Origin of the sequence: Rahnella contaminans (assembly GCF_011065485.1) — a bacterium.
GTDB lineage: Bacteria > Pseudomonadota > Gammaproteobacteria > Enterobacterales > Enterobacteriaceae > Rahnella > Rahnella contaminans.
The window spans coordinates 928,336-942,359 of the sequence record NZ_JAADJS010000002.1 but is presented as its reverse complement, the minus strand read 5'-3'; the positions used below and the strand labels follow the sequence as shown (position 1 = coordinate 942,359).

The 14,024-nt window shown below is 50.4% G+C and carries 15 protein-coding genes, 3 tRNA genes and 2 other RNA genes; 2 read left to right on the top strand and 18 right to left on the bottom strand.

Annotated features, from left to right (window positions below; translation table 11 throughout):
• The first annotated feature begins 120 nt into the window (after window positions 1-120).
• Window positions 121-462 (top strand): protein YbgS, encoded by a 342-nt coding sequence (locus GW579_RS13510; protein ID WP_165059485.1) that lies wholly within the window; start codon window positions 121-123, stop codon window positions 460-462.
• 120 nt (window positions 463-582) lie between these two features.
• On the top strand, window positions 583-1,536 hold the full coding sequence (gene zitB / locus GW579_RS13505; protein ID WP_165059483.1) for a CDF family zinc transporter ZitB: 954 nt from the start codon (window positions 583-585) through the stop codon (window positions 1,534-1,536).
• A 61-nt stretch (window positions 1,537-1,597) separates the two neighbouring features.
• On the opposite strand, the gene pnuC is transcribed toward zitB, so the two are convergent.
• The 18 genes from pnuC to cydA all read right to left on the bottom strand — a co-directional run bounded on the left by pnuC (window position 1,598) and on the right by cydA (window position 13,562).
• Complete coding sequence (gene pnuC / locus GW579_RS13500; protein WP_165059732.1) at window positions 1,598-2,320, bottom strand: nicotinamide riboside transporter PnuC; 723 nt, start codon at window positions 2,318-2,320, stop codon at window positions 1,598-1,600.
• Between the two features lie 41 nt (window positions 2,321-2,361).
• Entirely contained in the window at window positions 2,362-3,426 is a 1,065-nt protein-coding gene (nadA, locus tag GW579_RS13495) for a quinolinate synthase NadA (RefSeq protein WP_165059481.1), read from the bottom strand.
• A gap of 314 nt (window positions 3,427-3,740) precedes the next feature.
• Window positions 3,741-3,861, bottom strand: a non-coding RNA gene (locus GW579_RS13490) — RtT sRNA.
• A gap of 14 nt (window positions 3,862-3,875) precedes the next feature.
• Window positions 3,876-3,951: transfer RNA gene (locus GW579_RS13485), tRNA-Lys, on the bottom strand.
• Between the two features lie 46 nt (window positions 3,952-3,997).
• Window positions 3,998-4,118, bottom strand: a non-coding RNA gene (locus tag GW579_RS13480) — RtT sRNA.
• A gap of 15 nt (window positions 4,119-4,133) precedes the next feature.
• A tRNA-Lys gene (locus GW579_RS13475) sits at window positions 4,134-4,209 on the bottom strand.
• Between the two features lie 86 nt (window positions 4,210-4,295).
• Window positions 4,296-4,371: transfer RNA gene (locus GW579_RS13470), tRNA-Lys, on the bottom strand.
• A 197-nt stretch (window positions 4,372-4,568) separates the two neighbouring features.
• Window positions 4,569-5,363 carry a cell division protein CpoB gene (gene cpoB, locus GW579_RS13465; protein ID WP_165059480.1) on the bottom strand — a complete coding sequence of 265 codons (795 nt, stop codon included), beginning with the start codon at window positions 5,361-5,363 and terminating at the stop codon, window positions 4,569-4,571.
• A 9-nt stretch (window positions 5,364-5,372) separates the two neighbouring features.
• Window positions 5,373-5,882 (bottom strand): peptidoglycan-associated lipoprotein Pal, encoded by a 510-nt coding sequence (pal, locus tag GW579_RS13460; protein WP_152326499.1) that lies wholly within the window; start codon window positions 5,880-5,882, stop codon window positions 5,373-5,375.
• A gap of 47 nt (window positions 5,883-5,929) precedes the next feature.
• The gene (gene tolB, locus GW579_RS13455) at window positions 5,930-7,222 is read right to left on the bottom strand and encodes a Tol-Pal system beta propeller repeat protein TolB (RefSeq protein WP_104922885.1); all 1,293 of its coding nucleotides are present in this window, start codon (window positions 7,220-7,222) and stop codon (window positions 5,930-5,932) included.
• A gap of 130 nt (window positions 7,223-7,352) precedes the next feature.
• Window positions 7,353-8,618 carry a cell envelope integrity protein TolA gene (gene tolA, locus GW579_RS13450; RefSeq protein ID WP_165059478.1) on the bottom strand — a complete coding sequence of 422 codons (1,266 nt, stop codon included), beginning with the start codon at window positions 8,616-8,618 and terminating at the stop codon, window positions 7,353-7,355.
• Window positions 8,619-8,733: 115 nt separating this feature from the next.
• Window positions 8,734-9,165, bottom strand: a complete 432-nt coding sequence (gene tolR, locus GW579_RS13445) for a colicin uptake protein TolR (RefSeq protein ID WP_165059476.1) — start codon at window positions 9,163-9,165, stop codon at window positions 8,734-8,736.
• Between the two features lie 11 nt (window positions 9,166-9,176).
• On the bottom strand, window positions 9,177-9,866 hold the full coding sequence (tolQ, locus tag GW579_RS13440; protein ID WP_013576430.1) for a Tol-Pal system protein TolQ: 690 nt from the start codon (window positions 9,864-9,866) through the stop codon (window positions 9,177-9,179).
• Window positions 9,863-10,267 carry a tol-pal system-associated acyl-CoA thioesterase gene (ybgC, locus tag GW579_RS13435; protein ID WP_165059474.1) on the bottom strand — a complete coding sequence of 135 codons (405 nt, stop codon included), beginning with the start codon at window positions 10,265-10,267 and terminating at the stop codon, window positions 9,863-9,865. The genes tolQ and ybgC overlap by 4 nt, the downstream gene beginning before the upstream one ends.
• Window positions 10,268-10,418: 151 nt before the next feature.
• A complete protein-coding gene (ybgE, locus tag GW579_RS13430; RefSeq protein ID WP_152326497.1) occupies window positions 10,419-10,712 on the bottom strand; it encodes a cyd operon protein YbgE in 294 nt (97 codons plus the stop codon).
• Window positions 10,713-10,714: 2 nt separating this feature from the next.
• Window positions 10,715-10,828, bottom strand: coding sequence for a cytochrome bd-I oxidase subunit CydX (cydX, locus tag GW579_RS13425; RefSeq protein WP_101077375.1), 114 nt, complete (start codon window positions 10,826-10,828; stop codon window positions 10,715-10,717).
• A gap of 10 nt (window positions 10,829-10,838) precedes the next feature.
• Window positions 10,839-11,978: a cytochrome d ubiquinol oxidase subunit II gene (gene cydB, locus GW579_RS13420; protein ID WP_165059472.1), complete on the bottom strand. Its 1,140-nt coding sequence runs from the start codon at window positions 11,976-11,978 to the stop codon at window positions 10,839-10,841.
• 15 nt (window positions 11,979-11,993) lie between these two features.
• Window positions 11,994-13,562, bottom strand: coding sequence for a cytochrome ubiquinol oxidase subunit I (gene cydA / locus GW579_RS13415; protein ID WP_165059470.1), 1,569 nt, complete (start codon window positions 13,560-13,562; stop codon window positions 11,994-11,996).
• Between the last annotated feature and the right edge of the window lie 462 nt (window positions 13,563-14,024).

The window sequence follows — 14,024 nt, the reverse complement described above, 5'->3', positions numbered from 1 at the left end:
CTTTTACACTTACGAATAGTCTCATTTTGATTTAAGACATAAATTCATTAGCTAAGCTTTTATCTCAATGGAGACACATTACCCACAGCGAACAACAACCCGAAAATGGAGATAAAGGTTATGAAGAAACTCGCCATTATTTTACTGTCCGCAACAATGGCCCTGGCTTCAGGTGCAGCTTTTGCAGAAGGCGCTGATACCGGTTCTAACAATGGTTCTGCTAATCAATCTGACAGCCCGGGTTCAGTGCAGAAAATCGCACCTAACGGGGTCGATAACAGCAAAATCAATGAAACAGATAAGCCCGTGAATGAAGTTCACAAAAAGAAACACACGTCGACCACCAAAGCACATAAAGATATGAGCAAAAAAACAGTCGACCACAAAAAAGCCATGTGTAAGGACGGTCGTTGCCCGGATCAGGTTCCTGGCACCAATCAGTCTAAAGCCACCGGTAACTAATTTTAAAAGTACATAAAGGAGGAACATTCGTTCCTCTTTTTCCTTTCTGCTCCCTGTCTTGCAACATGCCATGATTACGCTATTGTTTCCTCTCTGTTCATACTTTTTGCGAATATAACTATGTCTTCTTCCCTGTTACCGCAGGATAAAAATAGCCGACGTCTGTTGCTGGCTTTCCTTGTGACCGTGGTTTTTATGGTTGCGGAAGTCATTGGCGGGCTGATTTCTGGCTCTCTGGCTTTGCTGGCAGACGCCGGCCATATGCTGACGGATGCTGCTGCGTTACTGGTGGCATTAATGGCAGTGCGTTTTGCGAAACGTAAACCGAACTCACGCCATACTTTTGGCTATCTGCGCCTGACGACCATGGCGGCTTTCGTGAATGCCGCCGCGCTGTTAGTGATTGTGGTACTGATCGTATGGGAGGCCATCGCCCGTTTCTTCAATCCGCAGCCGGTGATGGGCACCACGATGCTGGTGATCGCTATTGCCGGGCTGTTTGCCAATATTCTGGCATTCTGGTTGCTGCATCAGGGGCAGGAAAAAGCCAACATCAACGTACGCGCTGCGGCGCTGCACGTGCTGGGCGATTTGCTGGGCTCAATAGGTGCGGTGGCGGCGGCGCTGATCATCATGTATACCGGCTGGACACCCATCGACCCGATTCTGTCGGTGCTGGTTTCATGTCTGGTGCTGAACAATGCCTGGCGGCTGTTACGTGAAAGTTTTCATGAGCTGCTGGAAGGGACGCCGGAAGAAATTGATATCGATAAATTGCGCCGTGACTTGTCGATGAGCATTCCTGAAGTTCGTAATGTTCATCACGTTCACGTCTGGCAGATTGGTGAGCAGCGCCTGATGACGCTGCATGTGCAGGTCGTCCCGCCGCACGATCACGATGCGTTGTTAGATCGCATTCAGCATCATTTGCTGGAGAAATGCCGTATTGGACATGCGACGATTCAGATGGAATACGGTCGCTGTGAAACGCCAGATTGCGGGATAAATGAAACTCCGGCGACCAGCGCCGGACACGACCATCATGGTCACAGCCACGCACACCATCATCACTGATTGTTCATAGATTGCAGCAAGCAAAACGCCTCCGCGATGGAGGCGTTTTGTTGAAGCGGATTCAGGCCGTTTGCAGTGGCTGCGAGCCGTTTTGCTTCGCGCTTTTGATCCATAGCCACGAACCGTTCAGCGCAATCAGCGTCAGCAGAACATATTCCAGCGCCATGGCATAAACGCCCTGATAGGCAAAAATCGCTACGCTGATGACATCAATCACTACCCACAGCAGCCAGTTTTCGACATATTTGCGCGTCATCAGCAGCATCGCGACAATCGACAACACCATCATGGATGAATCCCAGAACGGGAACGCATCGGGCTGAAGCTCTGGCATACTGACATTAAGCCCCAGCGCCTGCATCACATTCACCGCCACCAGTGTGAGCGCGGCAAATACGCGGTCGATGTTAAACGTCATCAGCAGAATTCCCGCGACACACACTGCGCCCCAGATGAGCGCTTTGCCACGAGGCAACCAGCGAATTTGCAACTCGGCTTGCTGATCGGCTGTCTGACGGCTCCACGCATACCAGCCATAAATGTTGGCAGCAAAGAAAAAGATCTGCAGCAACAGGCTGGCGTAAAGCTGGATCTGGAAGAAGATGATCGCAAACAAAGTGACGTTGATCAGACCGAACGCATAGTTGATCAGCTTTTCTTTGCTGGCATACCAGATGCAAAGCAGACCAAAAATGGTGCCAACGGCTTCGATCCATGACAGGTCATATCCGCCTTTTCCAAGAGGAATATGAACCAGAATATTGCTGGTACTGAAGAAATCCATCATCACGTCCTTCCCTTAATTGTTCTGAAAATGCCTTCGGCTTAAAGCGCTTTGATTTGCGCCCGTAATTTCAGCTGAGCCGCGAAATCCAGCATCCGGTTCAGCGGTATCAGTGATTTCACACGCAGCGCTTCATCGACTTCGATCGCATGTGCTACTCCACCATGCTCCAGCCCTTCAGCAATAGCTTTCAGGCCGTTCATCGCCATCCATGGGCAATGTGCGCAGGTACGGCAACTGGCGCCTTCACCAGCTGTCGGCGCTTCGAACAATTCTTTATCCGGACACGCCTGCTGCATTTTGTAAAAAATACCGCGATCCGTTGCCACAATAAGCTGTTTTTGCGGCAACGTTTTTGCGGCCTGAATCAGCTGGCTGGTGGAACCGACGGCATCCGCCATGTCGACGATCGCCTGAGGGGACTCAGGATGTACCAGTATGGCCGCATCCGGGTACAAACCTTTCATCCGGGTCAGCGCCTGGGTTTTAAACTCGTCATGGACGATACAGGCGCCCTGCCAGCAGAGTACATCCGCCCCGGTCTGCTTACGCACGTAATTTCCGAGATGACGATCCGGAGCCCAGATGATTTTTTCACCCAAACTATCGAGATATTCAATCAGTTCTACCGCAATGCTTGAAGTGACGACCCAGTCCGCCCGGGCTTTTACTGCCGCCGAGGTATTAGCGTAGACCACAACGGTGCGATCGGGGTGGCTGTCGCAGAAATCCGAGAATTCCTGTTCCGGGCAACCTAAGTCCAGAGAGCACTCCGCGTTGAGTGTCGGCATCAGAACCGTTTTTTCAGGGCTGAGGATTTTGGCCGTTTCCCCCATAAACCGGACACCCGCCACCAACAGCGTTGACGCCGGATGCTGGCTGCCGAAACGGGCCATCTCCAGTGAATCCGCGACGATACCGCCGGTTTCTTCTGCCAGCGCCTGAATTTCAGGGTCAGTGTAATAATGCGCGACCATAACGGCGTCGCGTTCTTTCAGCAGTTTCTTAATCTTCTCTTTATAGAAGGTCTTTTCGTCTGCATTCAGAACTGCGGGTTTAGGCGGGAAAGGATACACCGTCGCATTCAAATCCAAGGTTTCGCTCATACTCTTCATCTCATTCTGTCAGGCAATGCGCCTGAAGGCCGGGAGCCACAGCCGGTTTAACAGATTAAACCCACTGGTTTTGTATGCTAAACAAAATACCGTAAAAAACGAGGTAAGTCGTCCAAATTTTGTTCTTAAGGCTTTAAATGTTTACTGGACTTAAAAGAGAGGTGTATTGGGATTATGTGGATAAAGGCAGGTTAAGATAATGTGAGAAATACAGGGGTATGAATGCGAAAAAAGCGCCTAAAGGCGCTTTTTTCTGAATTTGATGAAGTAGACATCTTTGCAATTTAGATGGCTCACTTTAAAAGTGGTGGGCTGTGCTGGATTGATTCGGTCTGCTACCTCACCCTGCGGGCAACGCTGCGCGTTGTCGTCTCGCTTCGCTCGGCTCGAACCAATGGTTCTCATCCATCACTGCTTCACTACATACATCCACTTAAAGATGGTGGGCCGTGCTGGATTCGAACCAGCGACCAATTGATTAAAAGTCAACTGCTCTACCAACTGAGCTAACGGCCCATCTAAATGCTTTGTACTACTTATTCAGGACTAACCACTTAAAGAGTGGTGGGCCGTGCTGGATTGATTCGGTCTTTGACCTCACCCTGCGGGCAACGCTGCGCGTTGTCGTCTCGCTTCGCTCGGCTCGAACCAAGGGTTCTCATCCATCACTGCTTCACTACATACATCCACTTAAAGAGTGGTGGGCCGTGCTGGATTCGAACCAGCGACCAATTGATTAAAAGTCAACTGCTCTACCAACTGAGCTAACGGCCCTTCCTGAATACTTCTGACTGCCTTTGTGTCTTGCAGTTGGTGTGCAAGCCACTTTGCCTGTTTGTTTAGAGGGTACACTTTAAAAGTGGTGGGCCGTGCTGGATTCGAACCAGCGACCAATTGATTAAAAGTCAACTGCTCTACCAACTGAGCTAACGGCCCTTCTAAACCTACTGCAAATTGCCTAAATCTCTAACAGCGTTAGCCGTTTGGAGTTGTCTGGGCAACGGCGGCATATATTACTTATTTAACTTTTCAGTGCAACTTTAATTTTCACAAAGATGCTTAACTGCTGGACTTTCACACACTCAAGCCCAGAAAATGCACGATATGTACATTTTCCGGTCCTGAATGGGGAACTACTTCGCAGATAAACGTTTTTGAGCTTGTTTTGCCGCGTCGGTGTTTGGGTACTGTTTAATGACCTGCGCATAGACGGCTTTGGCTTTATCGGCCTGCCCTTTCTCCTGCATAATCACCCCAACTTTGAACATCGCGTCAGAACTTTTTGGAGACTTCGGATAGTTTTTGACCACAACTGCAAAATAATAAGCAGCGTCGTCTTTTTTACCCTTGTTGTAATACAACTGGCCTAACCAATAGTTGGCATTAGGCTGGTATGTAGAATCCGGGTATTTTTTTACGAAACTCTGAAAGGCAGCGATCGCCTCATCATACTGTTTCTTTTCCAGCGCCAGAGAAACAGCGGCGTTGTAGTCGCTGTTCACATCGCCTGTGCTTGCAGGGGCTTGTGCAGCACCTGCATCAGACGTGGCGGCCGCAGCATTACCAGACGCGTCGGCAGTGGCTGCTGCAGCGCCCGTACTGGCGGCTCCGGCGGCACCCTGACTCAGGCTGTCCATCTGGTTAAAAATCTGCTTCTGACGATCAGCAAGCTGACTCAACTGATACTGGTTCTCCTGGATTTGACCACGAAGAGTATCCATATCACGTTGGGAATCAGAAAGTTGTTGCTGGAGTTGAGTTAATAGCTGGCTGTGAGCGTTAGAAATACGCTCCAGAGAGGTGACCCGATCTTCTATCGAGCCTGAGCCGACATCACTGATTGGCGCTTGGGCAGTAGCGGCCCATGGGACCGCTACGCCAACCAGTAACGACAGACTCAACAGATGAGTTCTGAAGTTACTGCTCATACTATTCTCTTAGTAAACCAGTACGGCACGACGGTTTTTAGCGTAAGCCGCTTCGTCATGGCCCAGTACAGCTGGTTTTTCTTTACCGTAAGAAACGATAGAGATCTGGTCGGCAGAAACGCCTTTACCTTGCAGGTACATTTTAACAGCAGTAGCACGACGTTCGCCCAGGGCGATGTTGTACTCTGGAGTACCACGTTCGTCAGCATGACCTTCTACAGTCACTTTGTAAGACGGGTTGCTACGCAGGAATGCTGCGTGCGCGTCTAACATCTGAGCGAATTCTGAAGAAACATCGTATTTGTCCAGGCCAAAGTAAACGATGTTGTTTTTCTGCAGTTCTTGCATCTGCAGACGAGCTTGCTCTTCAGAAGACATGTTGCCGCTTTCTGCGCCAGTGCCAGAGTTCAGACCCATACCTGATTGGTCGTTGTCCGCGTTTTTGTGAGAACTACACGCAGCGACTGCCAGAACAGGCAATGCCAGCATCAGCCCTTTCAGCACTTTATTCAGTTGCATCTATTCGATCCTTTTATAATTTTTTGCCATACATAGTTTTCTATGCATTACAGATACGGCGACCAGGCAGGGAATTTGACCTGTCCATCAGTTGCCGGAAGACGCGCTTTGAAGCGCCCATCAGTCGATACCAGTTGCAATACAGAACCCAGTCCTTGAGAGGAGCTGTAGATAACCATAGTGCCGTTTGGTGCGAGGCTAGGCGTTTCATCCAGGAACGTGTCCGTCAATGTTTGAACGGCTCCCGTTGCCAGATCTTGTTTAGCGATGTGCTGTGTACCGCTGGCGCTGCTCACCATGACCAGGAATTTACCATCTGCACTGACGTCAGAGTCCTGATTCTGTGAGCCTTCCCATGTCAGACGCTGAGGCGCACCGCCATTAATATTAACTTTATATACCTGAGGACGACCGCCCTGATCCGACGTGAACGCCAGGTTCTGGCTGTCCGGGAACCAGGTTGGTTCAGTATTGTTGCTACGGCCATTAGTGACCTGAGAGATCTGACCTGAACCCAGGTTCATCACATACAGGTTAAGGCTACCATCTTTAGACAACGCGAATGCCAGTTTAGACCCGTCCGGAGAGAACGCCGGAGCACCGTTGTGGCGTGGGAAAGAGGCAATCTGTTTGATGGCACTGTTTGCCAGTGTCTGTACAACCAACGCTGAACGACCGCTTTCGAAGGTCACGTAAGCCAGTTTGCTACCGTCCGGAGACCAGGCCGGAGACATCAGAGGCTCTGGTGAACGGTGAACAACAAACTGATTGTAACCATCGTAATCCGCTACACGCAGTTCGTACGGGAATTTGCCGCCGTTAGTCTGCACGATGTAAGCAATACGGGTGCGGAATGCACCTTTAACACCGGTCAGTTTTTCGAAAACTTCATCACTGGCTGTATGGGCAGAATAACGCAACCATTGTTTGGTCACTTTATACTGGTTTTGTGCCAGCACGGTGCCCGGAGCACCAGAGGTGTCAACCAACTGGTAAGAAACAACGTAGCTGCCATCGGCTGCAGGCTGAACCTGACCGATAACAACGGCATCGATGCCCAAAGCAGTCCAGGCAGCAGGTGTGACTTCTGCCGCTGAAGTTGGCTGTTGTGGCATGCGCGATGCATCAATAGGGTTAAATTTACCACTGTTGCGTAAGTCAGCAGCAACAATACCGCCAACATCTTCAGGTGGAGTACCCGGGCCCGCCCATTTGAATGGCACAACGCCAATCGGACGAGCGGTATCTACGCCCTGAGTAATTTCAATGCGAACTTCTGCATGTACTACAGATGCCCACATCATCAAAAGGCCGAACGCTACTCGAAATGCCTGCTTCATTGTATCTCCCTTATCTGGACGTATCTGCCCGCGATAATTTAGCAGAATTTTAACAAACCAACGCATACAAAACTAGAATTACACCCTGCAATCTATCGTAAAATTCTGAAAAGAAATTATTTTCATCTTTCTACGGTTTAAAATCTATCGGAGCATTTTTAAATACTTCATAGACTGCTTCAGAAGGCGGTTTCGGGAATTTCGCCTGTCGGGCCGCGGCAAGCGCTGCCTGACAAAGTGCTGGATCCCCACCTTCTGCTGACACGCTGATAAGCGAGCCATCCGGGTTCATTTTAACGCGCAACGAACAGGTTTTACCCGCATACGATGACGCGTCATAGAATCTGCTCTCAATAGCCGCCTTTATCTGGCTGCCATAGTTTGCAATATCGGCACCGGATGCACCCGCCTTTTTCTGTGTTCCTTTACCTGCCGGAGCAGAAGCCCCACCGCCCGTTGAACCTTTCGGCGCATTTTTAGAATCGGCCAGCCCGTCAAATAAGTTATTGGCGTCAGCAGATTCTTTTGCGGCAGCGGCAGCGGCAGCGGCAGCGGCCGCTTTCTTATCGGCTGCGGCTTTCTTGGCAGCTGCAGCCGCTTCAGCTTTCTTCTCAGCGGCAGCGGCGGCTTTCGCGTCCGCCGCAGCTTTGGCGTCTGCATCAGCTTGCGCTTTCGCATCGGCGGCAGCCTGAGCTTTAGCCTCTGCGGCAGCTTGTTTCTTCGCCTCAGCAGCCGCTTCTTTCTTCGCGTCAGCCTCGGCCTGTTTTTTCGCGGCCGCAGCCGCTGCGGCGGCTTCAGCTTCAGCCTGTTTCTTAGCTTCGGCTGCGGCTTTTTTCTGTGCATCAGCCTGCGCTTTTGCAGCTTCTTTCGCTGCATCGGCCTTCGCCTGAGCCGCTTCTTTTGCCGCTTCAGCTTTCGCCTGTGCGGCAGCAGCTTCGGCCTGCTTCTGTTGTTCTTTCGCCTGCTCGGCAGCCTGCTGCGCTTGTTTCTGTTGTTCAGCGGCTTGTTTCTGCTGCTGAGCCTGTTCCTGCGCCTGCTGCTTCGCATCTTCCTGTGCCTGAAGACGCTCTTTCTCAAGTTCTTTCAGGTGTTGCTGTTCTGCGGCCTGTTTCTGCTGAAGCTCTTCAGCCTGTTGCTCTGATTTTTTCTGACGCGCTGCGGCAGCACGTTGGGAATCAGCCTGTTGCTGTTGCTGACGGTTGTACTGATCGACCACGGCACTGGGATCAACCATTACGGCCGAGATATCGCTACCGCCGCCGCCACCGCTCATGCTGGTATCTTCGTCCAGCGATCCCCAAATCAACAGGGCTATAATGATGATATGCAGAACGACCGAAACAATAACGGCGCGTTTGAGCTTATCGTTTTGTTCAGTTGCAGTTGCCTTTACCAAAATAGATTTCCCAAGACAGGATTACTAAAAACCCGGGATCCTGTAGCGCCTGACTTACTCTTTTAGCAAGCCAGCGAATGCCGGGTTTCAAATAAGTGTTACAAATTACCTATCCTCAGATAGGTTGTGTCATCAATCCGACTGACTTCACGCCAGCCTGATGCAGCATATTCAGCGCCTTGATGATTTCATCATAAGGCACATCTTTCGCGCCGCCGATCAGGAATACCGTCTTCGGATTGGCCTGAATACGGCTGGTCGCTTCTGCAATAACCTGTTGTTCAGGCAGTTGTTCCATACGCTGATGATCCACCACAATGGTGTATTGACCGACGCCTGAAACTTCAACAATCACAGGCGGGTTATCATCGCTGGACACTGTTTTAGAATCCGTCGCATCAGGTAAGTCAACTTCCACACTCTGGGTAATGATCGGTGCTGTCGCCATAAAAATCAGTAACAGAACCAGCAGTACGTCCAGCAGCGGAACGATGTTGATTTCCGACTTACCTTCGCGCCGGTTACGACGACCTCGTGTACGAGCCATACTCTCCCCCTTTAGTTACTGCTGGTTTCGCGAGAGAAAGCCTGACGGTGCAGGATAGCCGTGAATTCTTCCATGAAGTTATCGTAGTTTTGCTCAAGCTTATTCACACGCTGGTTAAGGCGGTTATACGCCATAACGGCCGGAATAGCGGCGAACAGACCAATCGCCGTAGCAATCAGTGCTTCTGCGATACCTGGAGCAACCATTTGCAGGGTCGCTTGTTTCACGGAACCTAAACCGATAAAGGCGTGCATGATCCCCCAGACCGTACCGAATAAACCGATATACGGGCTGATGGAACCGACGGTGCCAAGGAAAGGAATGTGTGTTTCAAGGGATTCGAGTTCACGGTTAAAGGAGATGCGCATTGCACGTGAAGACCCTTCAATCACCGCCTCTGGCGCGTGGCTGTTGGCACGGTGTAAACGGGCGAATTCTTTAAAACCAGAATGGAAGATTTGCTCTGCCCCGCTCAGGGTTTCGCGACGGCCCTGGCTTTCCTGATACAGACGGGAAAGCTCAATACCGGACCAGAATTTATCTTCGAACGCTTCTGCCTCGCGGGTGGCGGCATTCAGCACTTTCGTGCGTTGAATGATGATCGCCCAGGACGCGATAGAAAAGCACACCAGGACAAGCATAATCAGCTTGACCAGGATGCTGGCCTTCAAAAATAAATCAAGAATGTTCATGTCAGTCACTGCTTAAACTCCGCGACAATAGACTTAGGAAGCGCTCGGGGCTTCATTTGGTGTGGATCAATGCATGCAATCAACACTTCTGCAGAACTCAGAAGGTTTCCATGCGAATCAAGAATTCGTTGTGCAAAAGTAAGAGAAGCTCCGCGAATGGACGTAATCTCACTCTGAACATCCAGCAAGTCATCTAAGCGAGCTGGTGCAAAGTATTCGACCGTCATGCGGCGGACAGCAAAAGCGACGTGTTCTGCCAGCAACTGCTGCTGGTGAAAATTGCGTTGGCGCAACATCTCTGTGCGAGCCCTTTCAAAAAAGGCGACGTATCGGGCATGGTAGACCACACCTCCCGCGTCTGTGTCTTCGTAATAGACACGAACCGGCCATCGGAACAACGAATTACTCACTCTACATCCCGTAATGCAATTTGACGGCACTACTATACGCAAGAGAATTGGGGTTGGGAATGGGTTGCAATGCTGGAACGAAAATAATTATGGGCCGGAGCGGCCCATAGGAAGATTACTGTAAATCTGTGTATTTTTAAGACGATAAAAGTCAGCTGAAGAAGTAAAACAAACCCGCAGCCAGTGCAATCATCGCCAGTAACGGTGAAAAAAATGATTTCCACACCGAATTTCTCGGACGAAAACCCAGACCGTGAATAACACCGCTACAAACAGCCCATATCAGAATGAGCCCGTGCCACACTTCCAGCTGGCTGGTCGACGAAGCAAACATGCCCGGTTTCCAGAAAACACAACCGGCAAGCAGCAGCGACATCACAAGGGAAAGGGCCCGCAAGGGGCCCTTGTCTGTGACGGCGTAAACTTTATCCGCGATCACACTCATTGTTACTTCTCTTCTTTTGCAGCTTTGTTGGCTTCGCTGTGCTCAAGCGCCAGCGCGGTCATGATACCAAATGAGCAGGCCAGCAAGGTGCCGAGGATCCAGGCAAAATACCACATGGTTTTCTCCTTAATACAGCGAATGCTTGTTGTTCTCGATGTACGTTTTATCGAGGCGACCGAACATCTTGTAATACGCCCATGAGGTGTAAATCAGGATGATTGGCACAAAAATACACGCTACGACGGTCATCACTCTCAACGTCAGTAAGGTAGACGTTGCGTCCCACATGGTCAGGCTGACGTTAGGATCAGTGATTGACGGCATGACGAACGGGAACATAGTGATACCGGCCGTCAGGATCACACAGGCGATAGTCAGTGAGTTACTGACGAAAGCCAGAGCCGCTTTATTCAAACGGGAGAACAGGATTGTCAGCAGCGGCAGAATCACACCCAGTGCAGGAATAGCCCACAGAGCAGGGATCTTGTTGAAGTTAGCCAACCATGCGCCCGCTTCATGAGAAACCGTTTTGTGCAGCGGATTTGACGGGCCCGCGTGATCCAGTACGGAAGTCACGGTGAAGCCATCAATCCCTTTAACCAGCCAGATGCCCGCCAGCAGGAAGCAAACCATCATGATCAGCGCAGAAATCTGCGAGGCATTACGGGTACGCAGATGCAGTTCGCCGACAGTACGCATTTGCAGATACGTTGCGCCCTGCGTAATCAGCATGGTCAGGCTGACCAGACCGGCCAGAATACCAAACGGATTCAGCAGCTGAATCAGGTTACCGGTATAGAACAGACGCAGGTCGGTATCAATGTGGAACGGCACGCCCTGTAACAGGTTACCGAAGGCCACACCAAAGACCAGCGATGGCACGAAGCTACCAATGAAGATGCCCCAGTCCCACATTCCACGCCAGCGCGCGTTATCCAGTTTTGAACGGTAGTCAAAGCCCAGCGGACGGAAAAACAATGCGCACAGCACCAGAACCATCGCCGCATAAAAACCCGAGAACGCTGCCGCATAAACCATCGGCCACGCAGCAAATAACGCACCACCGGCGGTGATCAGCCAGACCTGGTTACCATCCCAGTGCGGGGCGATCGCATTGATCATGATCCGGCGATCTGTATCGGTTTTACCGATGATCCGTACCAGAATCCCCACACCCATATCAAATCCATCGGTGACCGCGAAGCCGATAAACAGCACGCCAATCAGCGCCCACCAAATGAACCGTAAACTTTCATAATCGAACATAGTCGGACTCCCTAATTACTGAGCTTGCTCAAGCGGGGCTGAAGGTTTTTCAAAATGATAGCGCCCTGTTTTCAGGCTGCTTGGCCCCAGGCGTACATATTTGAACATCAGGAACATCTCAGCGACCAGGAACAGGGTGTACAAGCCGCAGATCAGGATCATTGATGACAGCACATCACCGACGGTCAAAGAAGAGTGCGCAATGGCCGTTGGTAAGACCTCACCAATTGCCCATGGCTGACGGCCGTATTCCGCAACGAACCAGCCAGACTCAACCGCAATCCATGGCAGTGGCAGGCCAAACAACACGGCACGATGCAGCCAGCGTTTTTCGCCAATTTTGCCCCGGACCACTGCGAAGAATGACAATCCAATCAGAACCAGCATCAGGATGCCGCAGGCAACCATGATACGGAATGCGAAGTACAGAGGCAGAACGCGCGGAATAGAATCTTTCGTCGCTTTCTGGATTTGTGCGTCTGTCGCATCGGTCACTTTGTCGGTATAGCGTTTCAGCAACATACCGTAGCCCAAGTCTTGCTTGGTTTTTTCAAAGTCACTGCGAACGGTTGGATCAGTATTCCCTGCGCGTAACTCTTCCAGCAGGTTGTACGCTTTCATCCCGTTACGGATACGCACTTCGTGTTGCGCCATCAGGTCTCTCAGACCAGTCACCGGCGTATCCACAGAACGCGTTGCAATCAGGCCGAGCAGGTAAGGAATCTGAATGGAGTATTCATTTTCCATTTTGTCCTGATTTGGCAGGCCGAACAGCGTGAAGCTGGCCGGTGCAGGTTGGGTATCCCACTCTGCTTCGATTGCCGCCAGTTTGGTTTTCTGTACGTCACCCATTTCGTAACCGGATTCATCACCCAGCACGATAACAGACAGTACAGCCGCCAGACCAAAGCTTGCCGCGATCGCAAAAGAGCGTTTTGCAAAGCCCACATCGCGACCTTTCAGCAGGTAGTAAGAGCTGATAGCCAGAACGAACATCGCACCTGTCACATAACCGGATGCAACGGTGTGTACGAATTTAACCTGCGCAACCGGGTTCAGAACCAGTTCGGAGAAGCTGACCATTTCCATGCGCATGGTTTCGTAGTTGAAGGTAGAAGCAATCGGGTTTTGCATCCAGCCGTTCGCCACCAGGATCCACAAAGCAGACAAGTTTGAGCCAAGGGCAACAAACCAGGTAACCGCCATGTGCTGAACTTTAGACAGGCGATCCCAACCGAAGAAGAAGAGGCCGACTAGTGTTGATTCCAGGAAGAACGCCATCAAACCTTCAATCGCCAGAGGCGCACCGAAGATATCACCGACGTAATGTGAGAAATATGACCAGTTAGTCCCGAACTGGAATTCCATGGTTAAACCGGTAGCAACGCCAATTGCAAAGTTAATTGCAAAAAGCTTGCCCCAGAATTTGGTCATATCTTTATAGATTTGTTTGCCGGAAAGCACATACACCGTTTCCATAATTGCCAGTATAAACGCCATACCCAGCGTTAATGGGACAAATAGGAAATGGTACATGGCTGTTAAAGCAAACTGTAAACGCGACAGTTCAACGATATCAAACATCTTGACCCCTTGCTCCTCGGAGGAAGACCCCAAATTGCGATCTTTGACGAACCGGTTGCCGGAACGCCTCATGACTACCAGTATTTAAATGTGTGTAGAACAGAAATGCAGAGTTCAGCTGAGTGAAGCCGTTCAAGGCATTCTGATACCCGGAAAAGACGCGGCCAGCGAGCCTCTAAGAGGCTGATGAACGGGAAAATCTCGGGGAAAAGTAAACATACAAAAAACTGATGTTACAGGACCATTATGTTACGCCAGTAATCCCACACATTAAATAGGTTTTTTAGTGACCCAAAGCGGATTTCCGCGTACAGGTCAATTTAACGACAAAACAGTGCAAGTTGCCGTAATTGATCTGACGCAATTTAAGCCTATCTCATTGTTTATTTCTATAATATCTACATCAATTTCTGAAAAAATATTTCAGGATGTTAACCGTTGGTTTCACTGATCTTTAATGGT

Excerpts from the sequence above, each read along its gene's own strand:
- GW579_RS13510 (WP_165059485.1), top strand. The coding sequence starts at position 121 with ATGAAGAAACTCGCCATTATTTTACTGTCCGCAACAATGGCCCTGGCT.
- zitB (WP_165059483.1), top strand. The coding sequence starts at position 583 with ATGTCTTCTTCCCTGTTACCGCAGGATAAAAATAGCCGACGTCTGTTG.
- pnuC (WP_165059732.1), bottom strand. The coding sequence starts at position 2,320 with ATGGATTTCTTCAGTACCAGCAATATTCTGGTTCATATTCCTCTTGGA.
- nadA (WP_165059481.1), bottom strand. The coding sequence starts at position 3,426 with ATGAGCGAAACCTTGGATTTGAATGCGACGGTGTATCCTTTCCCGCCT.
- cpoB (WP_165059480.1), bottom strand. The coding sequence starts at position 5,363 with ATGAGCAGTAACTTCAGAACTCATCTGTTGAGTCTGTCGTTACTGGTT.
- pal (WP_152326499.1), bottom strand. The coding sequence starts at position 5,882 with ATGCAACTGAATAAAGTGCTGAAAGGGCTGATGCTGGCATTGCCTGTT.
- tolB (WP_104922885.1), bottom strand. The coding sequence starts at position 7,222 with ATGAAGCAGGCATTTCGAGTAGCGTTCGGCCTTTTGATGATGTGGGCA.
- tolR (WP_165059476.1), bottom strand. The coding sequence starts at position 9,165 with ATGGCTCGTACACGAGGTCGTCGTAACCGGCGCGAAGGTAAGTCGGAA.
- ybgE (WP_152326497.1), bottom strand. The coding sequence starts at position 10,712 with ATGAGTGTGATCGCGGATAAAGTTTACGCCGTCACAGACAAGGGCCCC.
- cydX (WP_101077375.1), bottom strand. The coding sequence starts at position 10,828 with ATGTGGTATTTTGCCTGGATCCTCGGCACCTTGCTGGCCTGCTCATTT.
- cydB (WP_165059472.1), bottom strand. The coding sequence starts at position 11,978 with ATGTTCGATTATGAAAGTTTACGGTTCATTTGGTGGGCGCTGATTGGC.
- cydA (WP_165059470.1), bottom strand. The coding sequence starts at position 13,562 with ATGTTTGATATCGTTGAACTGTCGCGTTTACAGTTTGCTTTAACAGCC.